Annotated in this window: 23 protein-coding genes; 8 read left to right on the forward strand and 15 right to left on the reverse strand. The window is 72.0% G+C overall.

The genetic code is table 11. The features are described 5' to 3' along the window. Positions 1-10: 10 nt before the first annotated feature. The 3 genes from ACIRRH_RS38790 to ACIRRH_RS38800 are packed head-to-tail and all read right to left on the reverse strand — an operon-like array spanning position 11 to position 2,813. Positions 11-928: an ABC transporter ATP-binding protein gene (locus ACIRRH_RS38790; RefSeq protein WP_403077214.1), complete on the reverse strand. Its 918-nt coding sequence runs from the start codon at positions 926-928 to the stop codon at positions 11-13. A 9-nt stretch (positions 929-937) separates the two neighbouring features. Further along, positions 938-1,837, reverse strand: coding sequence for an ABC transporter permease (locus tag ACIRRH_RS38795; protein WP_224280791.1), 900 nt, complete (start codon positions 1,835-1,837; stop codon positions 938-940). Further along, positions 1,821-2,813, reverse strand: a complete 993-nt coding sequence (locus ACIRRH_RS38800) for an ABC transporter ATP-binding protein (protein WP_403077217.1) — start codon at positions 2,811-2,813, stop codon at positions 1,821-1,823. Before ACIRRH_RS38800 ends, ACIRRH_RS38795 begins: the two co-directional genes overlap by 17 nt. Before the next feature lie 214 nt (positions 2,814-3,027). Between ACIRRH_RS38800 and ACIRRH_RS38805 the strand changes: the two genes are divergently transcribed. Genes ACIRRH_RS38805 through ACIRRH_RS38820 form a run of 4 tightly spaced genes read left to right on the forward strand, consistent with a single transcriptional unit; the run spans position 3,028 to position 6,821 of the window. Further along, the gene (locus ACIRRH_RS38805) at positions 3,028-3,471 is read left to right on the forward strand and encodes a hypothetical protein (protein WP_363386794.1); all 444 of its coding nucleotides are present in this window, start codon (positions 3,028-3,030) and stop codon (positions 3,469-3,471) included. Between the two features lie 13 nt (positions 3,472-3,484). Beyond that, positions 3,485-5,767 (forward strand): hypothetical protein, encoded by a 2,283-nt coding sequence (locus ACIRRH_RS38810; protein ID WP_403077219.1) that lies wholly within the window; start codon positions 3,485-3,487, stop codon positions 5,765-5,767. After that, positions 5,764-6,312, forward strand: a complete 549-nt coding sequence (locus tag ACIRRH_RS38815; protein WP_403077221.1) for a hypothetical protein — start codon at positions 5,764-5,766, stop codon at positions 6,310-6,312. The genes ACIRRH_RS38810 and ACIRRH_RS38815 overlap by 4 nt, the downstream gene beginning before the upstream one ends. Beyond that, the gene (locus tag ACIRRH_RS38820) at positions 6,309-6,821 is read left to right on the forward strand and encodes a hypothetical protein (protein WP_403077224.1); all 513 of its coding nucleotides are present in this window, start codon (positions 6,309-6,311) and stop codon (positions 6,819-6,821) included. Before ACIRRH_RS38815 ends, ACIRRH_RS38820 begins: the two co-directional genes overlap by 4 nt. A 28-nt stretch (positions 6,822-6,849) precedes the next feature. Here the strand turns inward: ACIRRH_RS38820 and ACIRRH_RS38825 are convergent, their stop codons facing one another. From ACIRRH_RS38825 to ACIRRH_RS38835, 3 genes are all read right to left on the reverse strand, one after another. Beyond that, positions 6,850-7,458, reverse strand: a complete 609-nt coding sequence (locus ACIRRH_RS38825) for a hypothetical protein (RefSeq protein ID WP_403077226.1) — start codon at positions 7,456-7,458, stop codon at positions 6,850-6,852. A 92-nt stretch (positions 7,459-7,550) separates the two neighbouring features. Further along, positions 7,551-8,438 carry an LLM class flavin-dependent oxidoreductase gene (locus ACIRRH_RS38830; RefSeq protein ID WP_403077229.1) on the reverse strand — a complete coding sequence of 296 codons (888 nt, stop codon included), beginning with the start codon at positions 8,436-8,438 and terminating at the stop codon, positions 7,551-7,553. Positions 8,439-8,697: 259 nt separating this feature from the next. Continuing rightward, positions 8,698-9,111 carry a DUF4232 domain-containing protein gene (locus tag ACIRRH_RS38835; protein WP_403077232.1) on the reverse strand — a complete coding sequence of 138 codons (414 nt, stop codon included), beginning with the start codon at positions 9,109-9,111 and terminating at the stop codon, positions 8,698-8,700. Here ACIRRH_RS38835 and ACIRRH_RS38840 point away from each other — a divergent pair. Continuing rightward, positions 9,098-9,511, forward strand: coding sequence for a hypothetical protein (locus ACIRRH_RS38840; protein ID WP_403077235.1), 414 nt, complete (start codon positions 9,098-9,100; stop codon positions 9,509-9,511). The two genes, ACIRRH_RS38835 and ACIRRH_RS38840, sit on opposite strands and share 14 nt — an antisense overlap. 53 nt (positions 9,512-9,564) lie before the next feature. On the opposite strand, the gene ACIRRH_RS38845 is transcribed toward ACIRRH_RS38840, so the two are convergent. After that, positions 9,565-9,855 carry a hypothetical protein gene (locus ACIRRH_RS38845; RefSeq protein ID WP_403077293.1) on the reverse strand — a complete coding sequence of 97 codons (291 nt, stop codon included), beginning with the start codon at positions 9,853-9,855 and terminating at the stop codon, positions 9,565-9,567. A gap of 79 nt (positions 9,856-9,934) precedes the next feature. Here ACIRRH_RS38845 and ACIRRH_RS38850 point away from each other — a divergent pair, with 79 nt between their 5' ends. Beyond that, positions 9,935-10,249 carry a hypothetical protein gene (locus ACIRRH_RS38850; protein ID WP_403077238.1) on the forward strand — a complete coding sequence of 105 codons (315 nt, stop codon included), beginning with the start codon at positions 9,935-9,937 and terminating at the stop codon, positions 10,247-10,249. 32 nt (positions 10,250-10,281) lie between these two features. After that, positions 10,282-11,526 carry a hypothetical protein gene (locus tag ACIRRH_RS38855; protein ID WP_403077240.1) on the forward strand — a complete coding sequence of 415 codons (1,245 nt, stop codon included), beginning with the start codon at positions 10,282-10,284 and terminating at the stop codon, positions 11,524-11,526. 51 nt (positions 11,527-11,577) lie between these two features. On the opposite strand, the gene ACIRRH_RS38860 is transcribed toward ACIRRH_RS38855, so the two are convergent. Continuing rightward, on the reverse strand, positions 11,578-11,766 hold the full coding sequence (locus tag ACIRRH_RS38860; RefSeq protein WP_403077243.1) for a hypothetical protein: 189 nt from the start codon (positions 11,764-11,766) through the stop codon (positions 11,578-11,580). A gap of 161 nt (positions 11,767-11,927) precedes the next feature. Between ACIRRH_RS38860 and ACIRRH_RS38865 the strand changes: the two genes are divergently transcribed. Next, the gene (locus ACIRRH_RS38865; protein ID WP_403077245.1) at positions 11,928-12,770 is read left to right on the forward strand and encodes an HAD family hydrolase; all 843 of its coding nucleotides are present in this window, start codon (positions 11,928-11,930) and stop codon (positions 12,768-12,770) included. Between the two features lie 22 nt (positions 12,771-12,792). Here the strand turns inward: ACIRRH_RS38865 and ACIRRH_RS38870 are convergent, their stop codons facing one another. The 7 genes from ACIRRH_RS38870 to ACIRRH_RS38900 all read right to left on the reverse strand — a co-directional run bounded on the left by ACIRRH_RS38870 (position 12,793) and on the right by ACIRRH_RS38900 (position 22,343). Then, positions 12,793-13,710: a phosphate ABC transporter ATP-binding protein gene (locus tag ACIRRH_RS38870; RefSeq protein ID WP_403077247.1), complete on the reverse strand. Its 918-nt coding sequence runs from the start codon at positions 13,708-13,710 to the stop codon at positions 12,793-12,795. Between the two features lie 23 nt (positions 13,711-13,733). After that, complete coding sequence (locus ACIRRH_RS38875; protein ID WP_403077249.1) at positions 13,734-14,645, reverse strand: class E sortase; 912 nt, start codon at positions 14,643-14,645, stop codon at positions 13,734-13,736. Next, positions 14,642-16,438, reverse strand: a complete 1,797-nt coding sequence (locus ACIRRH_RS38880; RefSeq protein WP_403077252.1) for a substrate-binding domain-containing protein — start codon at positions 16,436-16,438, stop codon at positions 14,642-14,644. Before ACIRRH_RS38880 ends, ACIRRH_RS38875 begins: the two co-directional genes overlap by 4 nt. A 38-nt stretch (positions 16,439-16,476) precedes the next feature. Continuing rightward, positions 16,477-17,703: a phosphate ABC transporter permease PstA gene (pstA, locus tag ACIRRH_RS38885; RefSeq protein WP_403077255.1), complete on the reverse strand. Its 1,227-nt coding sequence runs from the start codon at positions 17,701-17,703 to the stop codon at positions 16,477-16,479. Positions 17,704-17,788: 85 nt separating this feature from the next. Then, on the reverse strand, positions 17,789-18,820 hold the full coding sequence (pstC, locus tag ACIRRH_RS38890; RefSeq protein ID WP_403077257.1) for a phosphate ABC transporter permease subunit PstC: 1,032 nt from the start codon (positions 18,818-18,820) through the stop codon (positions 17,789-17,791). A 109-nt stretch (positions 18,821-18,929) separates the two neighbouring features. Beyond that, positions 18,930-21,449 (reverse strand): hypothetical protein, encoded by a 2,520-nt coding sequence (locus ACIRRH_RS38895; protein WP_403077260.1) that lies wholly within the window; start codon positions 21,447-21,449, stop codon positions 18,930-18,932. Between the two features lie 306 nt (positions 21,450-21,755). Further along, on the reverse strand, positions 21,756-22,343 hold the full coding sequence (locus ACIRRH_RS38900) for a hypothetical protein (RefSeq protein WP_403077261.1): 588 nt from the start codon (positions 22,341-22,343) through the stop codon (positions 21,756-21,758). Positions 22,344-22,516 lie beyond the last annotated feature (173 nt).

A 22,516-nucleotide genomic window follows, 5' to 3' on the forward strand; every position in this document is an offset into this window, starting at 1 on the left:
GCGGCGGCACTCACGCGGAGACCAGGTACGAGAAGACGCTCTCCAGCGATTCGTCCGCCGGGGAGACGGTGTACAGCCGGATGCCGGCCTCCCGGGCGACCCTGGGCAGCAGGGTGGTGAAGCCCTGGAAGTTCACCGCTTCGATCCGCAGCGCCCGCTCCCGCTCGTCCACCTCGATGCCGGTGGTGGAGCCGTCGGCGATCAGCGCGGCGGCGAGCCGGCGGTCGTCGCTGGAGCGGACCAGGTAGCGGTGCGGGCGGTCGGTCATCAGCCGGCGGATCTTGCGGAAGTCGCCCGAGGCGGCGTGCCGTCCGGCGACCACCACCTCGATGTGCCGGGCCAGCTGCTCGACCTCCTCCAGGATGTGGGAGGAGAACAGCACGGTCCGGCCGTCCTCGCCGAAGCGGCGCAGCAGGTCCATCAGCTGGAGCCGCTGGCGCGGGTCCATGCCGTTGAAGGGTTCGTCGAGCAGCAGCACGGACGGGTCGTGGACCAGCGCGGAGGCCATCTTGACCCGCTGCTTCATGCCCTTGGAGTAGGTGCCGGTGCGGCGGTCCTTGGCGTAGGCCATCTCCACCAGGTCCAGCGCACGGCGGGCGGCGGCGCCCGGCTGGGGCAGGCCGTGCAGTTCGGCGTTGGCGAGGACGAACTCCCAGCCGGTCAGGTAGTCGTACATCGACTCCCGCTCGGGCACCAGGCCGATCTGCTTGTACACCTGCTGGTTGCGCCAGATCGGCGCGCCGTCCAGGGTGACGGAGCCGCTGGAAGGGGCCAGGAAGCCGCTCATCATGTGGATGAGGGTGGACTTGCCCGCCCCGTTGGGACCGAGCAGGCCGGTGATGCCCGGGCCGATGGCCATGGTGATGTCGTTGACCGCGACCACGTTCCCGAACCAGCGGGAGACCTTGTCGATGCTGATGGTGGCCATGTCGCCCTCTCACACGTTCCGATAGCGGCGCAGCAGCAGCCGGTACGAGCCGGCCACCATGGTCACCGCGACGAGCGCGAACACCGCCGTTCCGAGGCCGCCCGGCGCGTGCCGGCGGTCGAGCCCCCCGCCGAGGCCGAACACCTCGTTGACCAGGGACTCCACCAGGTCGGTGGGCGAGATCAGCGACATCCACTGCGCGGCGTCGGAGCCGGTCGTGCTGGGGTTGCTGATCCCGACCGCGGCCGCTCCCAGCGCGGCGCTGACCGCCAGGTAGCCCATGATGGCGGCCACCCCGAAGCCCCGGCGCGGGGTGGCGGCCGCGATCACCACGGCCACCGAGGTCGGCACCAGGGCGTACAGCACGGCCGCGACCAGGCCGTACAGGAAGTGCCCGGTGTTGTGCGCGAAGTCCATCCCGCCGAGCAGCGCGCCGACGTACAGCACCAGCAACGGGGCCACCATCAGCAGCAGTTGGGCGCAGACCATGGCGCCGAACTTGGCCCTGACGTAGTCGGTGCGGGTGATCGGGCGGGAGAAGTAGAGCGGGACGGTCTGGTAGCGCAGGTCCCGGGAGAGCAGCACCGGCGCCTGGGAGGCGAGGAAGACCGAGACCACCAGGCTGAGCATGGAGAGGTAGCCCGCGTACTCGACCGGCAGCTCGTCGCGCTTCATCACGACCGAGAGCGCCACCATGATCAGCGCCGGCACGGTGATCACGCCCAGCACCAGCATCGGCAGCACCTTGGACTTGCCGGAGCGTCCGAGGCCGTACGCGGCGCGCAGGCTCTGGGTGAAGAGGGCGCGGGTGGCGTAGGAGCGGCCGAGCCGGGGGCCGGTGTAGCCGCGGTAGCCGATGTCGTGGATGACGCCGGTGTCGGCGGACCTGGTCTCAGGAGGCAGCGACATCGTTCGTCCCTCCCCTGCTGTCCTGCGGGGCCTGGGCGTCCCGCTCGTGGGCGTCGGTGAAGAGCTCGGCGACCCGGTGGCGGCGCTGCTCCAACCGGACCAGGCCGAGGCCGAGTTCGGCGACGGCGTCGCGGATGGTGTCGTACGTCGAGTCGTCGGCCAGCCGGACCAGCAGCTGGTGCGAGCCCTCCGGCTGGACGGACAGACCGGCCGCGGCGAGCCGCTCGCGGACCGCCGGGCCCGGCTCCAGGCCGTGGTCCTCCGGGTGGTCGCTGACCTCGACCGCGAGGACGGCCGTCGCCTCGGTGAAGGAGGCGGTGGAGGAGGAGCGCAGCAGCTTGCCGCCGTCGATCACGACCAGGTGGTCGCAGGTCCGCTCCAGCTCGCCGAGCAGGTGGGTGGTGACCAGCACCGAGATGCCGAAGTCGGTGTGCACCCGGCGGATCAGGCCCAGCATCTCGTCCCGGCCGGCCGGGTCGAGGCCGTTGGTCGGCTCGTCCAGCAGCACCAGCTTCGGGTCGTGCACCAGTGCCTGGGCGAGCTTGACCCGTTGCTTCATGCCGGTCGAGTAGCCGCCCATCGGGCGGTACCGCTCCTCGTAGAGGCCGACGTGCCGCAGGGTGTCCGCGGTGCGCTCACGGGCGGCGGTGGCGGGCAGTCCCGCCATCCGGGCCATGTGCACCACGAACTCGGTCGCGGAGACGTCCGGTGGCAGGCAGTCGTGCTCGGGCATGTAGCCGACCTGCGCGCGGATCTCGGAGCCCTGGGTGGCGACGTCCAGGCCGAGGACCTCGCCCCGGCCGGAGGTCGCCGGGGCGAGCCCGAGCAGGATCTTGATCAGGGTGGACTTGCCCGCGCCGTTGGCCCCGACCAGACCGACCACACCCGGCCGCACCTCGACGGTGAGCTGGTCGAGGGCGGTGACGCGGGGAAACCTCTTGGTGAGGCCGTCCGTCTTGATGACAGCTGTGGACACGGCACCAACGTAACGGTCTTGTGCGGCAAGGGCCATGAGCTCGAATGACGAGCCCGTCTGCTGCTGCGGTATGACGCCGGGCCCCCCTCCCCCCTAGGGGTCGGCAAGAGCGGAACCCACCTGTACCCTTTGTCGAACTCTTTGCGTACTTGCCGAATTCTTTGCCGACGGGGGTGCCGGAACAGCGTGCCGGCACGGGAGGGGATCGATCGACATGTCTGATCGGGCGACCGCGTTCGACCGGATGATGAATCCTTGGGCCTACGACGCGGACGGGAACCTGACCGCCCAGGCCCGCGCCCAGGAGGCGGCCCGCACACAGATCAACTCGGCCTCGGCGTCGGGCGGCGGAGGCGGCGGGGGCGGGGGCGGCTTCAGCGCCGACCCCAACGCGCTCACCACCGCGGGGAACAACTCCGACCAGATCCACGCGCGCCTCAACACCGACGGCCGGGGCGCCGACGAGGCCACCGCCAAGGTCTCCACCTCGCTCGCCAACTGGAGCACCGGCAAGGCCGCGGCGGGCGCCGCCGGCACCTGGGACCAGTGCGTCGCCGCCCTCGGCAGCACCATCGGGCAGACCACCCAGGCGCTGCGCGCCACCGCCACCAACTACCGCCAGAACGAGTCGGCCGTGCAGCACGACCTCGACGCCTGAGAGGACCGCAGCGATGGTCGACTTCCACGAACTCAGCACCGCCGACTTCGGCGTCCTGGACACCGCCGCCACCGCCTGGACCACCATGGCCCAGAAGCTCAAGTCGCTGGACGACGACTGGGACACCACGGTCATAGCCAAGGTCGACTCCGCGTGCTGGACCGGCCCTTCGGCCGACCAGGCCCGCCCCGGCCTCCAGCGCACCAACGAGCAGCTGACCGCCGCCGTCACCGAGGCCAACGCCTTCGCCTCGATCTTCACGGAGGCGTCGACCGAGTTCAAGGCGGCGAAGACCAAGCTCGACAAGGCGGTCGCGGACGCCCGGACGGCCGGACTGACCGTCACCGACAACGGCACCGTGAGCTGGCCCCCGGCCGACAACGCCACCCGGCACGACTACGAGGCCCTCCGGGAGTACCAGAAGGAGTGGGGCGACAAGGCGGGGGCCGCCCGCAAGGCGATCGACGCCGCCGTCGCGGAGGCCACCGCCGCCGACGAGCGGATCGCCTGGGCGCTGCGCTCCGACAGCATGACCGACGGGCAGAAGTCCTTCAACGGCAAGGCCATCGGCGGCGGCCCGGAGGCGGACGGCAGGCGCGCCGCCCAGCTCGCGGCCAGGGGCGGGGACATCACCGATCCCGAACTCACCGAGCTGAACTCGCTGTTGGCCGCGCACGCCGGCGACCCGAAGTTCTCCACCAAGTTCTACCAGGACCTCGGCCCGGACGGCCTGATCAAGTCCTGGAACAGCATGGTCGGCGACCCGGCGCACCCCCGCGACGACAAGGACCCGCGCTGGAAGACCTACGCGGACCTCCAGAAGAACCTCGGGCTCAGCCTCGCCACCGCCACCCGCACCACCAACGAGCCGCACCTGTCCGACGAGTGGGCCGCCGCGCTGCGCAAGGCCGGCTCGCAGCCGGTCTGGGACAAGCCGTACCGGGCCTCCGGCCTGGACTACGTGCCGTACGGCTACCAGGTGCTCTCCGGCATCCTGATGAACGGCAACTACGACGCCCACTTCATCAACCCGATCGCCGAACACGTCACCCAGCTCGACACCCAGGACAGGTACTGGCCGGCCCCGCCGCCCGGCTCCAAGATCCACGGCTTCAACCTGACCGGGGGCGACGAGGCGGGCTCCGGCTTCCGCCCCACCACCGCCGTCCTGGAGGCGCTCGCGCACAGCCCGGAGGCGGCCAACAAGTTCTTCACCGAGCAGCCGACCGCGTACAACCAGGACGGCACGGTGAACAAGGACGGCAAGCCCAAGCCCGCGGACTACTTCGGCTACTACGCCCACGACAAGGACTGGATACCGGACACCACCTCGCGGGACTCCAAGGTGTGGGACGCCAGCAAGCAGGCCGGACCGGCCGCCTTCGGCCGCGCCCTGGAGGCCGCCACCACCGGCCACCCGTACGACGAGCCGGGCCCCGTCCCGCCGGACCGGCACACCACCGAGCAGGCCGACCTGATGAAGCGGGTCGTGGACACCTTCGGCCGGCACAGCGACGACGGGGGGCTGGACGACATCAAGGGCGACGGCAAGCTCGCCGCCATGCGGGGCAGCCTCGGGCACATGACCGCCGAGTACATCGGGGACGTGCAGAACGCGCTCGCCATCACCCACGAGCTTCCGGTCAACGGCTCGCCGGCCAACCTCGGCAAGTCCGCCGTGGAGGGGCTGATGGACGCGCTCGGACGGGATCCGGAGTCCTACGGCGCCGTGGTCAACGCCAACCAGGCGTACACCACCGCCCTCATCCGCGGCCACATGGACGGCGGGCAGACCGACTTCGCCCGGCTCAACGTCGACATCAACAACGTCGCCCACGCCGGCGGGATCGTCAGCGGCACCCTCAACGAGGCCCGGGTCGACGAGGTGCACTACCAGCACGCCGAGTCCGACAAGGAGTTCAACGACGCGCTGGAGAAGAACGTCGGCTACGGCAAGGACGCCTTCAACGCCGTCATCGGCACCGTGACGGACAAGATCCCGCTCGGCGGCGAGATCGCGGGCCAGATCGTCGACTCGATCGCCGAGAGCGTGATCGAGGCCAACAAGCAGGACACCACGGCAGCCGGCGACCAGACGGCGCGCGACGACAACGCCGGTGGCCAGAACCAGGCGGTGGGCGGCGTCAAGCAGGCCATCAAGGACGCCGGCAGCACCTCCGGGATGAGCCGCGAGGACATCAACCGCCTCGCCGAGAGCGCCGGGGTCAACGTGATGAACGGGTACAGCAGCGGGGTCACCAACAACCACGTCAACCACGCGAAGGGCAGCGCATGACGGGGTACGGAGGACGCTGGGTGCTGCCCGCCGCGGCAGCCGCGGCCGTCGCGGCGGCCGGGACGGTCGGCTACCTGGACTGGCGCGGCCACCGGCCGGTCGAGACGGCTGGCCGGGAGGCCTACCTCTGCACGCTGCCCACCGGTGACGACACCCCGCTCGGACGGCTGCTGCCGCCGGGCGGGCAGGACGTGGAGGAGAGGTCGACGGGCCGGACCTCCGACCCGGTGTCCTGCGCGGTCCGCGTGGACGGGCGCGCCGCGATCACCACGTCCGCCGTCTTCCGGGACGGCGGGCCCGCCCTCTCCCCCGAGGCCGCCGGGCACCCGGGTGCCCGCAGCTTCGACGCGGGCAGCGTGGCCGCGTCCTGGCCCGGCGGCGCGGCCGTCTCCGACTACTGCCTGGGCGGGCCGGTCGGCCATGTCCAGCTGGTCGTCACCGCCGGTGAGGCGGTCCGGGCCGGCTCGGCCGACCGACAGCAGGCCGACCTGGAACGGATCGCCCGGGACAGCCTGAAGAAGAACATGAAGGACGTCTGCCGGTGAAGCGCTTCCGACTCGTGATCGCGGGCTCGACGGCCCTGCTGGGCGGTGGCCTGCTCGGCTGGCACGTGCACCTCGGCCACACCGAGTACCGGCCACCGGCCGTCGACCTGTCGCACGGGGAGTGCAGGGGCACCCTCGACGCCCCGGGGTTCTCCGCGATGATGGGGCACACGCCCCGGGTGTTCGTGACGACCGGGTTCCGCGCCTCGACGCAGGACAACACGCCCGGCATGGACTGCCGGGTCGAGGGCCAGGGCGGGCGGGTGCTCCAGGTCATGGCGAACAGCTCCACGTTCCCCGGCAGCGGCCTCGACGGGGAAGTCGCCTTCGGCTGCACCCTGAACGGCAAGGTCGAGCCCTACCGGGCCGCGCTCAGGTTCAGCCGCGACTTCCCCCGGGCGGACATCCCCGACCGGGCGCACGTGACCGAGCTCCTGACCGGCTTCGCCCAGCGGGCTGCAGGGGAACTGGGCTGCGCGCACGGCGCCGAGTCGGTCACCGAGGTGTGAACCGACCGGCGCCGCTCCTGGCGCCGGATCAGCTGTGGGCGCGCTCCCACAGCTCGGTGACCTTGCCGGAGGCGTCGATCGCCACCTTGTAGTCGCCGGCCGAGCACGGGTACGAGCCCTTGTCGCTGAGCGGCGTGGCGAGGCACTCGTTGACGTGCTTCACCAGGTCGGCCAGGTTGACGTCCTTCGGCGGGGCCAGCACCGAGCTCAGGTGCCCCTTGGCGGTGGGCGCGAACGGGGCGCTCTTGTCCGCGCCGACAGGCTCGAAGACGACGTCGTTCACGCCGCAGGCGTCCCTGGTCTCCTTGTAGACCAGGGTCGTCGCGCTGGTGCCCTTCGCCGGGTACACCCACTTCTGCCCGGCGGGCAGCGGCTCGTGGGTGCAGAAGCCCTCCGGCTCGCCGGCCGCGGACGGCTTGCCCGTCGCGGCAAGCTTGCCGGTCCCCGCGGGCCTACCGCTCGGCGCCGGGCTCCCGGTGGCCGCCGGGGCGCCGGTGGGTGCGGCGGAGGCGGCGCCGGTCGACCCGTTTCCCGCGCCCTGGTCCGAGGAGTTGTCCGGGCCGCAGGCGGCCAGGCCGAACGCCGCGGCGGCGACCAGGGCGGTGGCGAGCAGTCTCCTGGAACTGGAAGAAGGCATGACGAAGGAACCCCCGTGGTGACGCATGATCAGTTTCGTGGTGCGGCGGACAGACTAGCGCCCCGGCCCGACACCCTCGCCGACGGTGGGACTCAGCCCAGCTGGGCGAGGCCCTCGGTGGCGATCCTCTCGAAGACCGCGAGGTCGTTCTCGAAGACCGAGTCGGGGACCGGCCAGTGGATCACCAGCTCGGTGACGCCCAGCTCCCGGTAGGTGCCCGCCCAGTCGACGAAGGCGTCCACCGACTGCAACGGCTTCTCCGCGGTCGAGCCCTGGAGCAGCACCTTCTCCAGCGTCGCGACATCCCGCCCGACGGCCTCGCAGGCCGCCGTCAGCTTCTCGATCTGCCGCGCGATCACGCCGGGCGCCTCCGCCGGCGGCACGTCCGCCGGGCCCTTCGGGTCGCCGTACGTCACCCAGCCCTGCCCGTACTCGGCGGCCAGCTTCAGCCCGCGCGGGCCGGCCGCCGCCACGTAGAACGGCACCCGCGGGTTCTGCACGCAGCCGGGGACGTTCCGCGCCTCGACCGCCGAGTAGTACGTCCCCTCGCGGGTCGTGGCGTCGTTGCGCAACAGCTCGTCCAGCAGCGGCACGAACTCCCCCAACCGGTCCGCCCGCTCCCTCGGCGACCACGCCTCCTGCCCCAGCGCCGTCGCGTCGAACCCCGTCCCACCGGCCCCGATCCCCAGCGTGAACCGCCCGCCGGACACGTCGTCCAGCGTGATCAGCTCCTTCGCCAGCGTCACCGGGTGCCGGAAGTTCGGCGAGGACACCAGCGTCCCCAGCCGCAGCCGCTCGGTGGCGCACGCCGCCGCCGTCAGCGTCGGCAGCGAGCCGAACCACGGCTCGTCCTGGAACGACCGCCAGCTCAGGTGGTCATAGGTGTACGCGGCGTGGAAGCCGAGCTCCTCGGCCCGCCGCCAGATCTTCTGTCCCTCGCTCCACCGGTGGATGGGGAGGATCACCGTACTCAGACGCATACTGCCGACCCTACGCGTTCGCTCTGGCAGGTGAGGTTTCGAGCAGCCCGAGACCTGGACCTCACTGGGCGCAGGCAGCACGAGGTGAGGCCCCATCACCAGCCCGAGCTGCTCCGAGCCTCGGTCTGCCATAACGGCGAAAGTCGAGCGGGTCGGTGGTGTCCGCGTTGACCATGAAGGTCACGCTTCCAGCCCTGCCCACCGCGTCGGCAGCGCGCCCACGGATCGGGGATCAGCGCGGGCGCGCTTGGCACCCTGGTCAGCCCTGGCTGCTCGCGAAGGGGTCGACATTGAGGGCGCCGCAGACGTTGAGGGTGCCGTTGCCGACGCCGCCGGTCACGGCCACCTGCATCTGCTGGGTGGTGTTCGGCAGGATGATCGAGACCTTGGAGCCGGTCACCGCGCACACGTAACGGCCGGAGGAGGCGGCCTGGCCGTTCACGTCGCTGTAGAGCAGACCCGCGGTGGCCTGGGCTCCCGGGGCCAGCGTCACCGGGGTGATCGGGTCACCCTGGTGACGCACAGCGTCGATCGGGGAGGACTTGCCCTGGTCGTCGGCGAGCTGCACGCCGGGGAAGCCGGTGAGGGTGCAGCTGTGCCCGGAGGTGTTGACCGCGCGGATGGTCGCCATGGCGGGCTGCTGCTCGGAGGCGTGGTACGTGGGGCCGGTCACGCTGAGCTTCACGTCGGCGCTGGTGCAGTTCTTGGAGCCTGCGGCGGCGCCGGAGCCGCCGGACCCGCTGCCCGTCGTCGAACTCGCCGCGCCCGAGGTCGTGCCGGCGCTCGAACTCGCCGCGCCCGAGGTCGTGCCGGCGCTCGAACTCGCCGCGCCCGAGGTCGTGCCGGCGCTCGAACTCGCCGCGGCCGTCGTTCCAGACGCGACCGGGGCCGGCGCCGAGGATGCGGAGCCCGCCGCCGAGGACGAGCCGGTGCCGGACCCGTCGCAGGCGGTCAGCGCGAGGCTGGCGGTCAGCGTAACGGCAGCGGCGGCGATCAGGCGTGACGTGGTGCGCATGTGTGTATCCCCCCAAGGGCAGGGCTTCCCTGCCGGTCCATATCGCTCTTGTTCGTGAATCTTCCGCACCAGTTGTATCCCGCGAAGATCCACGGCTTCGTGCGCCGACTGTCACAGCCGTGCCACAGCGGCGAGGCGGCGGAGCATGCCCGCGGTGGGTGCCCAGTGGACACGGGAGGCGGCATGGTCGGGCCGGTGGTCGCGGTCGCGGGCGAGGCGCCGGTGGAACACGAGGGTGCCGTTGACCCGCTCGACCGCCGGGAGGAGGTCCTGCGTGCCCTGGCGGAGGAGGCCGAGACCGCGGTGGTACGCGGCGTGGAAGCCGAGCTCCTCGGCCCGCCGCCAGATCTTCTGTCCCTCGCTCCACCGGTGGATGGGGAGGATAACGCTACTCAAGCGCATGCAACGACGATACGCGCGCATTCGGCGCACCTCCGGACCGCTCGCGCAGCGGTGAGGGGAGGTCGGCTAGCGTGGCGCCATGGGCACGCTGAGCAGGCGGGAACTGACCGCGTTGGTCGAGGAGGCGACGGTCGACACCTACGACGAGCACGAGGAGGTGGCGGCTCTGTTCGTCGCCGTCGAGGAGAACCTGGCGGTGCCGTTCGACACCTCGGTGCTGGGCGTCGAGGTGACCGTGCGCGGCGTCGACCTCTCACGGGACGGAAGGATCGTCGCCCTGTGCACCCGCGGTGGGTACCGGCAGAGGATCGGGCTACTGGACCTTCCGTTGCCGGAACCGGCTCCGGACGGAGCGGAGTGGGTCGAGGCATATCGCCACTACTGGGCGCAGTGAGCGTCGGAACCTTCGAGAACGGGAGGACTCGCATGACTGTCGTTGTAGGGAGCGAGGACGAGGCGTCGTTGCGAGGCCTGATCGAGCGCTGTGCCGAACTGAAAGGCGAACTGGTCGAGTTCGCCCAGAGCACGCGGTTCGACCGGTGGCTGACCCCACTCCTACTGGAAGCAGCAGGCCCTGAGCGACGGCTGGACGAGGATGAGGCGATCCGGATCATCGATCACTTCATCCTGCGGTTCCGTCTGCCGGACGGTTCGACCGTGGTGGACCGGTTCGTCGCAGGGCGGCGGGACCTGACCGGGGCCGACCGGGCGATGCTGCTCGGCTGGCGTGACCCGGTCGAGGGCATCTTCGAGGTCCGGCGCAAGGACGGGGACGCCGTCGTCCTGCTGAACCTGGTCGACGACCTCGAATACCGCACGTACTCGAACGTCGGGCGGGAGGCCTTCCGCGGAGTGTCCAAGGGGGGATTCCTGCACACCTGCCTGGTGCCCGTCCACTCGGCCGACGGGGCATGGCTGATCTCCGGAATGATGTCGCACTACCCGAAGTCCAGTGCCACCGGGATCGCCCGGGCCGCGCTCCAGCTGGCCACCAGCCACCCCTCGTTGGTCTTCCGCAACCCCGCGAAGATCGAGCAGGGATGGCACTCGATGCGGGAGGACCGGGCCGCGTTCATCGAGTTCTGCGGCAGCGACGAACTGGTCCTTCCCCCTGCCGAAGCCGAGGAGCTGCTCGACTCCTACTACCGGCACCGGCAGCAGGCCGCCGTCGCCGGGCATCCTGACCGAGTCCGGGGCAGGCAGCTCCCGGGCCTGGACTTCCCGGCCTTCGAACTACCGCAAGGACTCGCGGCGTCGGACACGGTAGGCGTCATCTACGACGACGTCGACGGGCTCAACTTCTACCTGGACTACGGGATGCTGCGGGACCTCTTCGCCGACCCGGCCCTCCCGGGCCGCAAGCAGCACCAGGACCTACTGCGCGTGTACCTGCGCGAGGAGTCGATCGCGCCACTGCCGATCCGCCGGCTGGCCGCCGCCCACCCGGAGACCGTCGACGAGGTGTTCCGGAAGCTGCTGCGGAAGCCCGGATTCACCTGGACCGAACACGGCGACGAGCTGCTTCGCCGGCGCAAGCCCTGGTACTACGAGAGCGAGCCCCGCCCTGGCGTCTCCGTGATCGGCGAGCGCCTCGGCGAACTCGTCGCCGGCGGCCGGCGGCCGAAACTCACCAGAGCGCGGCGCGCGCCCCGCAGGCCCGGTCACTCGTAGCCGGCGCGCGAGGAACCGGAGCGAGCCGGCCCGGCCGCGGTACGGGCGGGGCTAAGGGTGCGGGCGGGTGCGTTGGGCGGGGAGGGACGGGGCGCAGGTGCGGCGGGCGAGCTCGGCGAGGGTGTGGAAGAGGACGTCGCCGAGCAGGACCGGGTCGCGCGAGGCGTCGGGCGCCTGCGGGTCACGGGTGTCGGGGCGGGCGGTCGGGGGCGGCTGGTCGCGGAGCTGGCGTGTGGGCATGGCTCTTCCTGCCGACGGGGTTGCCGTGGGCAGTCATGCCCGCCGTAGCCGACCGGACACCCCGGGTGCGGGGGGATCGGCCGGAAACGGCGCATGAAGGGCTTGATCACGGCACGGACGGCCCGTGGCCGCGTCCCCGCGGCGGTGACCCGGCCGCGCCGATGGGCGAAGATGGTCCGGTGACCGAACCCCGCACCGCGCCCCGCCTCATCGCCACCGACCTGGACGGCACCCTGCTCTGCTCCGGCGGCACCGTCACCGACCGCACCGCCGCGGCCCTGGCGGCGGCCGAGGCGGCCGGGGTGCAGGTGGTGTTCGTGACCGGGCGCCCGCCGCGCTGGATGCAGCAGGTGAGCCCGCACATCGGCGGTCACGGGGTGGCGATCTGTTCCAACGGCGGCGCGGTGGTGGACGTGCGGCGCGGCGAGCTGCTGGAGACCTTCCCGCTGCCGGTGGAGACCACCCTGGCGGTGGTCGACGCGCTGCGGGCCAAGCTGCCCGGCACCGCGTTCGCCTTCGAGCACCCGGGCGGCTGGGCCCGCGAGGCCGGGTACGCGGTGCCGATGTGGGGCGACGAGATCGAGCACGAAATCGGCCCGGCGGAGGAGCTGCTGGGGGCCGGCGGGCCGGTCCGGGGCCTGTTCAAGCTGCTGGCCAAGCACCCGGACCTCGACCCGGACAAGTTCCTCGCCGAGGCCCGGGAGGCGGCCGGGCACCTGGCCGAGATCACCCGCTCCGCGTCGATCCCGCTGCTGGAGATCAGCGCGCCCGGCGTCACCAAGGCCAGCACACTGGCCCGCTGGTGCGCCGGGCGCGGGATCGACCGGAGCGAGGTGGTGGCCTTCGGCGACATGCCGAACGACCTGGAGATGCTGGCCTGGGCCGGCACCGCGTACGCCGTCGCCAACGCGCACCCGCAGGTGCTGGCGGCGGTGGCGCTGCACACCGTGAGCAACGAGCAGGACGGCGTCGCGGCGGTGCTGGAGCGGCTCCTCGGCCTGTAGCGGGCCGGCCCGCCGGACCGGCCTAGCCGAAGCGGCCGTTGACGTAGTCCGAGGTCCGCTGGTCGCGCGGGCTGCCGAAGACCTGCTCGGTCGGCCCGGCCTCGACGATCCGCCCCGGGGTGTCGTGGGTGGCCAGGAAGAACGCGCAGGTCTGCGAGACGCGTTGGGCCTGCTGCATGTTGTGGGTGACGATCACGATGGTGAGCCGCCCGCGCAGTTCGGCGATGGTCTCCTCGACCCGCCGGGTGGAGGTCGGGTCGAGTGCGGAACACGGCTCGTCCATCAGCAGGATGTCCGGCGAGACGGCCAACGACCGTGCGATGCACAGGCGTTGCTGCTGTCCGCCGGAGAGCGCCCCGCCCGGGGTGTGCAGCCGGGTGGACACCTCGTCCCAGAGCCCGGCCCGGCGCAGGCTGGTCTCCACCAGGTGTTGGCGCTCCTCCCTGGACACCTTGATCCCGGCCAGCTTGAGCCCGCTGGAGACGTTGTCCTGGATGGACATCGCCGGGAACGGGTTGGGCCGCTGGAACACCATGCCGATCCGGCGCCGCACCTCGGCGGGCCGGCGGCCGGGCCGGTAGACGTCGTCCCCCTCCAGCAGCACCTCGCCGGAGAGGGCGGCGCCGCGCACCATCTCGTGCATCCGGTTGAGGATGCGCAGGTAGGTGGACTTGCCGCAGCCGGACGGGCCGATCAGCGCGGTGACCTCGCCGGCCGGCATCGCCAGCGAGACCCGTTCCAGCACCTTGCGGCTGCCGAACCAGGCGGAGACCTCCCGGGTCTCCAGCCCGGCGAGCGGCTCGCCGTCGGGCCGGCCGTCCGGGTACTGCCGGCCGGCGTACGGGGCGGGGGCGACCGGGGGCAGGGTGATGGTGTCGGCGACCGGGTCGGCCGGCGAGGGGTCGGCCAGTGGGGTGTCGGTCAGTGGTGCGTCGGTCATCGGAACGGTCCTCCGGGCGCGCGTCAGTAGAGGTTGGGCAGCAGGGCGGCGGCGTTCTCGTAGACCGCCCAGAGCAGCGCGCCGACCACCGGCGCGAGGCTCAGGTACGCGGCCGAGCGCCGCCAGTACCGGGCCAGCACCAGGGCGCCGGCCACCGCCCCGAGCAGGCCGAGCGACCACAGCTGGAGCGCGGCCAGCGCGCCCTTGTCCGCGGCCAGCGCCTTGTCGTACCGGACGGTCGCGGGCCGGCCGCCGGGGTTCTGCTCCGGGTCGCCCTCCAGCCGGGCGCCGATCAGCACGGTGGAGCCGGGGATCCAGTCGGAGTCCCCGGTGACCAGCACCAGCCGGTTGCGCGCCGGGTCGGCGATCGGGTGGTCGCCGTCGCCGTACACGTTGACGGTGTAGGTGAACTTGCCCTGGCCGGTGGTGGCTTCGATCTTGTCGCCGACCCGCAGTTTGGACAGCTCGGCGAACGGCGCGCCGAAGGTGGCGCCGCGGCCGAAGACCACGGCGACCCCGCGCTGTCCGGGCAGCGCGGTGTCCCGCCGGTGGCCGGGGCCGCGCATGAGGTCCCGGCCGGTGGTGCCCTCGACCACCACGGCCTGGTGCAGGCCGATCGCCGGGATGTCCAGCAGTGCCACCGGGTCGCCGTCGGCGGCCGCGCCGGTCGGGGCGACCGCCCGGGCCAGCTGGTCGCGGAAGGTCTTGTACGCGGTGGACTGGTAGTGCTTCTGCTGGACGTGCGAGAGCGTGAACAGGTACCCGACGAAGCCGAGCACCAGCGCGGCCGCCAGGCTGACCGCCCAGGCGCCCTGGAGGAACCGCCGCCGCCCGGGGGAGACCGCGGGCCGGGCCGGGGCGGTGGGCGCGGCGGGGGCGGCCGGCTGCGCCGGCGCGCTCCGGGTGACCGGCTTCTCCAGCACCGGGGCGGTCACGAGGTGCCGCCCGGGCGGTTGCGGCGGCGCAGCAGACGGCGGCCGAGCAGCGGCGGGACGAGCACCACGGCGAGCAGTTCCAGCGCGGTGAGGGAGGACAGCATCCAGTCCTCGGGCTTGCCGCTGACCTCGACCACGTTGGCCGCCACCTCGGTGGTGCCGCCGCGGCCGCGGGCGACCACCTGGCCGGTCTGCGGGTCGATCACGTCCCCGGTGCCGTCGCCGGCGCCGGGCGCGTTCGGGTCACCGCCGGCCGCGCCGCCGGCGGCGTTCGGGTCGCCGGCACCGCCGGCCGCGTTCGGGTCACCGGCGGCCGCACCGGCACCGCCCGCGCCGTTGCCCCCCGCCCCGTTGCCGGCCTTGCCGCCGCCGTTGCCCCCGGCGCCACCCGAGCCGCCGGAGCCGCCGTCGCCCGAACCGCTCTTCACCGCCTGGCCGCCCTGCACGGTGCAGGGCACCGGCGCGTCCTTCTTGTCGCACGGGCTCGGCATCGGCGCGTTCTTGAGGACGGTGAGCTCACCGGCCGAGTTGAAGGTCGGGTTGGCGCAGTTGGAGAGGGTGTCCGGGTTCACCGGGCTGGCGTTGCCCGGGATGCTCTTGGTCTGGAGCAGACCGCCCTTGACCAGGCCGCGCGGGATCGGCGAGTAGCCGAGGCCGTCCGCCTCGCCCTGGCCCTCGCAGAGCACGTAGGACAGGAAGCGGCTGAGCGCGGAACCCTTGTCGTTGTTGAACCGAGGCGGCACCGGCTGGGCGGCCCCGGCCCGCGGCACGATCACGTAGCTGTAGCTGGAGATCGGGTAGGAGCGCGGGTCGTCCATGGTGTAGACGCCGTCGAGGTTCTGCTGGAGGTAGTTCGGGTCGGTCACCGGGGTGTTGTCGTCGACGCCGCGGATCTTCGCCGCGGTGAGCGCCACCGCGACGTTCGAGGCGGTCGGCAGGGAGTAGTAGCCCGCCGAGTTGAGCACCTTCACGACCGGCCAGTTGCTGCGCTTGGCGAAGGCGTACTCGTCGTAGCCGATGGTGCCCTGGTTGTTCGGGTCCTTGATGTAGCCGGCGACGGTGTCGGAGCTGCTCTGCGCGGTCATCCGGCCGGAGGCCGGGAAGAACTCGGTGTAGTCGCCGCAGGTGGTGCCGTTGACCCCCTTGCAGTAGGCCTCCCACTGGCCCTGGTGGGTGTGCTGCATCCACCGGGTGAACTGCGCGGTGGCACCGGAGCCGTCCGAGCGGACCACCGGGGTGATCGGCAGGTTCGGCAGGGCCTTGCCGTAGTCGGCGGCGATCTTCGGGTCGTTCCAGTTGGTGATCTTGTTGGTGAAGATGTCCACGATCGTCTGCGGGGCGAGCCGCAGGTCGCGGACCTGCTTGCCGCCGATCACCAGGTTGTACATGAAGGTCGTCCCGCCGGCCGTGATCGGCACGTACGAGAAGCCGTAGACCGGGTTCTCCCGGGTGCCCTGACCGCCGCTGCGGCGCTCGCCGCTGAGGCCGGTGTCGTCCTGCGTGCGGAACGGCACGTCCGAGGCGGTGAAGTCGTCCTGCCCGAGGCTCCAGGCGTTGCGGCCGGCCGCCGAGCCGATCGGGTTGAAGTTGATCTGGATGCCCTGCGGGCCGACGTCCTGGCGCCACTGGTCGATGGCCGGACCGGCCCAGCTGGAGCCGTCCGCGTTCAGCGCGACCGAGGCCGCGTACGCCGGGACGGTCTGCCCCAGCAGCAGGGAGGCCGCGGCGAGCAGCAGGGACAGCAGCCCTGCCGCCAGTCGGGCCACGGAGCGCCTTGCGGCCTCCCGGGACATGTGAACTCCTCTGGTTCCGAGGGTGGTTGTACGGAACATCACTGCTTCTTCGGCTGGATGGCGAACGGACGGGCGGCGGCCGCCGCGGCGGTGGCCTCAAGACGGCGGGCGTCGCGGTCGAGGCGGCGCTTCTGGGCCCGCGTCAGCTGGCCGGGCTGCCGGCCGCCGAGCACGCGGGCGGTGACGAAGAGGATCAGCACCACGACCATCAGCGTCAGGCCGGCGGCGAAGCCGCGCGCGATCATTCCGTCGTAGGGCTGCTTGACGTAGTTCCAGATGTACAGCGGCAGTGACACCTGGTGCTCGGCGAACGGGTTGCCGTTGAACTGCGAGGTGAAGCCGGCGGTGAGCAGCACCGGCGAGGTCTCGCCGACGCCGCGTGCCATGCCGAGCACCACGGCCGTCATCAGGCCGGGCCGGGCGGTGGGCAGCACCACGTTCCACACCGTGCGCCACTGGCTGCCGCCGAGTGCGTACGAGGCCTCGCGCAGGGTGCCGGGCACCAGCCGGATGACCACCTCGGCGGCCCGGGTGACGATCGGCATCATCATCACGGTGAGCGCGAGCGAGGCCGCGAAGCCGCTCTTCTCGAAGCCGAAGGTGATGATCACGATGCCGAACACGAAGAGCCCGGCCACGATGGACGGCAGCGCCGTCATCGCCTCCACCAGCGTCCGCACCGGCCGGGCCATCCGGCCGCCGACCTCGGACATGAAGACCGCCGCGGCGATGCCCAGCGGGACGGCGAACAGCGTTGCCAGGCCCAGCTGTTCGAGCGAGCCGACGATCGCGCCGAGCGCACCGCCGGAGTCGATCGGGGAGAGCGGGCCGGTGCGCTCCATCGACTCGGTGAAGAAGTTCAGATGACGCGCGGCATCCATGCCCTTGCTCGTCACGAAGCCGATCTGGTCGGCGATCAGCGCGATGACCAGGATGCCGGCGCTCCACGCCACCACGGACACCAGGCGCTCGCGCACCATCAGGGGGCCCCACTGGAGCCGGCCCAGCGCGAAGTAGCCCGCCAGGAACAGCGCGTACCAGCAGAGCAGGAAGCCGGACGCGCCGCTGAACGGCAGCACGCGCTCGTACAGCAGCCAGTCCAGCCCGAGCGAGCCGGCCAGGGCGCCGGCCACGGTGAAGACGTCCTCGGAGGTGACGCCGCCGAGTCGGACCTTCTTCTCGGGGCGGGGTTCGGCTGTCGCGGCCGGTTCCGGACCGGCGGCGGGCCCGGACGCCGCGACCGGCGGCAGGTCGAGCGTGGTCATCGGGTGGTCCCTTCACGGTGGTTCGGACGGCGGTGGTTCGGACGGCGGTGGGTCTGACGGCGGTCGGTCGGACGGTCCGTCATGCTCAGTCCGCCGTCGAGGCGCCGGAACGGGACCGGTTGATCACGAAGCCGGCCGCCACGTTGACCACCAGGGTGAGCGCGAACAGCACCAGGCCGGCCGCCATCAGCGCGGAGAGCGAGAGCTTGTCCGACTCGCCGAACCGCAGCGCGATCAGCGCCGAGATCGAGTTGGCGCCGTTCTCCAGGACGTGCGTGATGGTCTTGAAGCTCGGCGAGATGATCAGCGCCACGGCGATGGTCTCGCCCATCGCCCGGCCGAAGCCCAGCATCACCGCGCCGATGACGCCGCCCTTGCCGAACGGCAGGACGACCGTGCGCACCATCCCCCAGCGGGTCGAGCCCAGCGCGTACGCGCCCTCCCGTTCCCCCTGCGGGGCCTGGGAGAAGACCTCCCGGCTGAGCGAGGTGATGATCGGGATGATCATCAGGGAGACCACCACGCCGGCGATGAAGGTCGAGGAGGTGTAGGAGGTCCCGATGTCGCCGGTGCGGACCTTGAGGAAGGGGATGTACTCCCCCAGGTGGTTGGCCAGCCAGCGGACGAAGCCGACGATCCGCGGCTGGAGGAAGAACAGGCCCCACAGGCCGTAGACGATGCTGGGGATCGCCGCCATCAGGTCGATCAGCGAGATCAGCGCGCCGCGCAGCCGCGGGGGCGCGTACTCGGAGATGAAGATCGCGGTGGACAGCGCCACCGGGACGGCGATGACCAGCGCGATGACGGCGATCAGCAGGCCGTTGGGCAGGACGGCGGCGATGCCGAAGTTGTGCGCGGCGGTCTGCCACTTCTGCTCGGTCAGGAAGGACCAGCCGACCGCCCGGAAGGCGTCCGTGCCGCGCAGGACCAGGAAGAAGGCGATCAGGCCCATGATCGCGAACACCGAGAGCCCGGCCACCCGCAGCACGCCGCGGAACACCCGGTCGGCCGGGGTGGCAGGGGCGGTGATGACGCGGGGGACGTCGGTGTCGGGTGCGCGGTCGGGTCGGCCCGGCGCCCCGGCGGGCGTTGCCGCGGGCTCGGCGGCGGCTGTCATGGCTGCATCTCCGTGCTCGGGTACGGAGGCCCGGGCGGAGCCCAGGCCCTGAGGGTGGCCCGGCGGGGCCGGAACGGCGGCCCCGCCGGGTCGTACGACGGCGTGCGCGTCACGGGCGGCGGCGCACCCGCGACCAGCCCTTGCGCAGCCCGTTCAGCGCCCGCTCACCGGCCGGCGTGCCGCCGAGGATCAGCGCCGCCGGACCGCCGACCAGCAGCACCAGGCCGCCGATCAGCGCCACCGGGAGCAGCAACCGGGCCGTGCCCGAGCGGTCCGCGGCGGGCGTCCCGGCCGCCACCGGGGCGACGGCCAGCGGGCTGCCGCTCGCGGACGGCGTGGCGGCGGGCTTCGCGCCGGGCGCGGCGGCTGCGACCGCCCCGGTACCGGTACCGCCGGTGCTGTCGGAACCGCCGGTCAGACCGCCGGAGGAGCCGCCGGTGAGGCCGGACCCGGACGAGGAGTCGCCGGTCGTGCCGTCACCCGTGGTGCCGGTGCCCTCGCCGGAACCGGAGGACGTGGTGCCCCCGTTGCCGTTCGTACCCTCGCCGCCCTCGGCCGGCGGGGTCGTCGGGGCGACCTGGTTGCCGGGCAGCTTGCCGTCCTGCGTCTCCACGTGTTTGGCGGCGTCCTGCGCCTGCTGGCGCTGGGCGCCGGTCAGCGCGAGGAAGCCCGCCGCCAGCTTGCCGGCCTCGAAGCCGTACACCTGGCCGCTGGTCGTCACCGTCCTCAGGAACTGGGAGACCGCCCCCGCCTTGGCCGGCGACAGGCCCTGGGTGGGCACCATCGCATACTGCACGGTGGTCAGCGGGTAGGCCCGCTGGTCCCGCGAGAACGCCGTGTCGGCCGCGCCGTACGGCAGCTGCTGCACGCCGGTGGCCGGGTCGGTCGGCATGTCCGTCACCGCGGCCTGGAAGCCGGTGGTGTCCGGCGAGACGAACTGCCCGGCCGGGTTGAGCAGTTGGGCCTCGGGCAGGGAGAAGGCCTTCGCCTGGCCGGAGTCCATGACGGTGAACAGCGTCCGCTCGCCCTTCTGCATGGCGGGGCAGGCGGCGTGGGTGCCGTCACCGGAGACCGTCGCGACGGTGCAGTTGGGCGTGTTCTGCAGGAGCTTGCGCGCCATGTCGCCCAGCCCCATCGTGTTCGGGTTCCACTCGTACTGCTTCCACCGGTCGAACGGGTCCTTGGTGGCCCCGACGATGCCCGAGGAGTCCTGCCGGATGAAGGACTCGACCGGGTACCCGGAGAAGGCGGGACGCAGGTAGTAGGTGTTCACGTGCATGCCCCACGGGTCCGCCTCGCCGTCCAGGAACCGCACGGCGTCCGGATCCGACGCGATCCACGAGGTCAGCTGGTACACCAGGTCCGTGGTACCGCCGACCACCGTCGGGCTGGAGTTGCCGGTGTTGCAGAAACCCGGCCAGGCCAGGCCGGAAGCCGGGGGCAGGGGGTTCAGCTTCTGGAACTCCGGGTCCGCGAAGACGCAGACCGGATTGCCCCGCACGGAGGCGATGTCAGCGCCGTCCGGGGCGTAGGACTGGGTGAGCATCTTGGCCAGCAGCCGGGCGTTGAGCCTCATGTCACGGATCTGCCGACCCGACTTCGGATCGTCCACCACGAAGACCACCGAGATGCCGCTCGTCGCCAGGGGCGCGTAGACGTACGGCCTCGGCGGTGCCTGCCGGTCCGGCCTGGCGGTCAGTGCGATGTCCTTCCGGCCGCCGAGGAAGTCCTCCCTGGCCTGCGGTTCACCACCGGCCGAGCTGTACTGCAGTGCGAGCGGCGCCTCGCCCAGGCAGAGGCCGGCCCGCCACTGCTGCACGGCCCGGTTCGCCATCTCCAGACCGGCCAGCGTCATGTCGGCGGTCCGCTCCTTGCACGCGGCCGGCGTGGGCGCGAACTCCAGCGGGATGGCGATGTGGTTGTCCCACGCGCACTGCTCGCTGGTCGCCATGTTGTTCCAGACGTTGAGCCTGGCGTTGACGTTGTCGCTCGCCGTGGGGGCGAAGTCGCTGTACACGTCGGAGTCGTGGTTGTTGCAGTCGACGTCGCCCGCCGGGTTCCAGGTCGCGATGCTGTCCCCGCCGTAGTTCGGCACGACCACGATCGAACACTTGTGGTCGGCGTCGCAGCCCAGCGTCGGGCTCTGCACCGACGTCCAGACCTCGATGTTCGCGACCCCCGAACCGTCCGTGCCGGTCGGGGCGATGACCATGTTGCTCACGGAGAAGTCCGGCGTGGTCAGACCCGCCTCCGGCTTCTTCTGGTTGAAGCCCTTCGCCGGGTCCGCGTTGTACAGCGTGCTCCCGTAGCAGTCCGTGATCCTGGGGTCGTCACCCCGGCACTGGTAGACCCGGACCGGGTAACTGGCGTTGGGGTCGAGTACGGGCGTCAGCGTCACCGGTGAGCCGTAGGGGTCCACGGTCGGGGTGAACCCGGTCCAGGACACCTGGACGACCTGGTTGGTCAGGTTCTTCGTCTGGGAGACGGTGATGCTGCCGTTGTCCCCCTTCGACTGGGTCGCCGGGATCCAGATCTTCGGGCCCTTCACCGTCTTGGCGGACCCGGTCGCCGCGGAGGCCGGTGCCACCGCGCCCAGGCCGATCGGCACCACGCCGAGCGCGACCACCACCGACCACACCGACGCGATCGCCGGCAGTCGGCGTCTCCACCCCCCCGGTCCTCTCCGGACGGGCAATCGGACTCTCATGACGGGCACCTCCGTGCGGATCCGCGCCGCCGGGTGCGCGGCGCGAGGGGGATCGGGCTGCGGGCGCGACCGGCGATTCCGGTACACGTCCATTCGGCCCGCCGCACATGGCCGGATCCGGTCGCCCACGTGTACGAGGGCACAACGCGGCGACTCCGTGGCGGAATTGGGCGATCCACACGGGGAGGCCCGCACCTGACGGCGCGGGCCTCTCGGGGTCGGACGGCGTCAGCCGTTGACCGTCAGGGAGAAGGAGCCCACGGACTGGCCGTCGGTGAAGAACTTGGTGTTCAGCTTGGTGTCCAGGTACTGGGCGCCCACGGCGTCCACCGTGAAGTCCGACGCGTTGAGCGTCTGGGTGGTTCCGGTCTTCGCGGTCTGCAGCACGCCGGCCGGCGCCAGCAGCTCGACCGGCGCGGTGCCGCCCTCCGGCACACCGGTGAGCCGCCAGCTGTCGGCACTGAACGCGAGCTGCTTGAAGCGCACGCTCTTGCCAGTGAAGTAGTCGATGAACAGCAGGCTGCCGCCCAGCTGCACCTCGCCGTAGTAGCCCACGAGGTTGACCGAACCGCCGGTCACCGGGAAGGAGACCTTGAGGCCGTCGGCCGAGCTGTAGGAGACACCCGCGTCCGGAAGCGGGAGGACCACCACACCGTTCTGCGCCGCGGAGGACACGAAGGCGGTGCTCACGGTCGCCACGGCGTTGCCGGTGGGCGCGGCCGGCGCGGTGTCGGCGGCGGCCGCACCACTCAGGCCGGTCACGGCGAGGGCGACCGCGACGCTGCCGGCCAGCAGCCGGGCGGAAGTACGGGACATGCTGAACTCCTTGGGAGAGGAATCGAGTTGGTGCTGGTGGAACACCGGTCGGACGACCGGCGGGCCCCGGCGCGGGGGCCCGGGGCCCCGGGGGGGGGGGGGGGGGTGAGCTGTTGGCGCAGGGGGCGCCGGGCCGGGGGGGCCCGGACCCGGATCTGGTGGTGGGGGGCGGT

Source organism: Kitasatospora sp. NPDC101235 (assembly GCF_044767505.1).
In the GTDB taxonomy this organism is placed as follows: Bacteria; Actinomycetota; Actinomycetes; order Streptomycetales; family Streptomycetaceae; genus Kitasatospora.

What these genes read in the sequence shown, in the direction of transcription:
- ACIRRH_RS38790 (WP_403077214.1), bottom strand. Translation starts at nt 928, where the DNA reads ATGGCCACCATCAGCATCGACAAGGTCTCCCGCTGGTTCGGGAACGTG.
- ACIRRH_RS38795 (WP_224280791.1), bottom strand. Translation starts at nt 1,837, where the DNA reads ATGTCGCTGCCTCCTGAGACCAGGTCCGCCGACACCGGCGTCATCCAC.
- ACIRRH_RS38805 (WP_363386794.1), top strand. Translation starts at nt 3,028, where the DNA reads ATGTCTGATCGGGCGACCGCGTTCGACCGGATGATGAATCCTTGGGCC.
- ACIRRH_RS38810 (WP_403077219.1), top strand. Translation starts at nt 3,485, where the DNA reads ATGGTCGACTTCCACGAACTCAGCACCGCCGACTTCGGCGTCCTGGAC.
- ACIRRH_RS38815 (WP_403077221.1), top strand. Translation starts at nt 5,764, where the DNA reads ATGACGGGGTACGGAGGACGCTGGGTGCTGCCCGCCGCGGCAGCCGCG.
- ACIRRH_RS38825 (WP_403077226.1), bottom strand. Translation starts at nt 7,458, where the DNA reads ATGCCTTCTTCCAGTTCCAGGAGACTGCTCGCCACCGCCCTGGTCGCC.
- ACIRRH_RS38830 (WP_403077229.1), bottom strand. Translation starts at nt 8,438, where the DNA reads ATGCGTCTGAGTACGGTGATCCTCCCCATCCACCGGTGGAGCGAGGGA.
- ACIRRH_RS38845 (WP_403077293.1), bottom strand. Translation starts at nt 9,855, where the DNA reads ATGCGCTTGAGTAGCGTTATCCTCCCCATCCACCGGTGGAGCGAGGGA.
- ACIRRH_RS38850 (WP_403077238.1), top strand. Translation starts at nt 9,935, where the DNA reads ATGGGCACGCTGAGCAGGCGGGAACTGACCGCGTTGGTCGAGGAGGCG.
- ACIRRH_RS38855 (WP_403077240.1), top strand. Translation starts at nt 10,282, where the DNA reads ATGACTGTCGTTGTAGGGAGCGAGGACGAGGCGTCGTTGCGAGGCCTG.
- ACIRRH_RS38860 (WP_403077243.1), bottom strand. Translation starts at nt 11,766, where the DNA reads ATGCCCACACGCCAGCTCCGCGACCAGCCGCCCCCGACCGCCCGCCCC.
- ACIRRH_RS38865 (WP_403077245.1), top strand. Translation starts at nt 11,928, where the DNA reads ATGGGCGAAGATGGTCCGGTGACCGAACCCCGCACCGCGCCCCGCCTC.
- ACIRRH_RS38870 (WP_403077247.1), bottom strand. Translation starts at nt 13,710, where the DNA reads ATGACCGACGCACCACTGACCGACACCCCACTGGCCGACCCCTCGCCG.
- ACIRRH_RS38880 (WP_403077252.1), bottom strand. Translation starts at nt 16,438, where the DNA reads ATGTCCCGGGAGGCCGCAAGGCGCTCCGTGGCCCGACTGGCGGCAGGG.
- pstA (WP_403077255.1), bottom strand. Translation starts at nt 17,703, where the DNA reads ATGACCACGCTCGACCTGCCGCCGGTCGCGGCGTCCGGGCCCGCCGCC.
- pstC (WP_403077257.1), bottom strand. Translation starts at nt 18,820, where the DNA reads ATGACAGCCGCCGCCGAGCCCGCGGCAACGCCCGCCGGGGCGCCGGGC.
- ACIRRH_RS38900 (WP_403077261.1), bottom strand. Translation starts at nt 22,343, where the DNA reads ATGTCCCGTACTTCCGCCCGGCTGCTGGCCGGCAGCGTCGCGGTCGCC.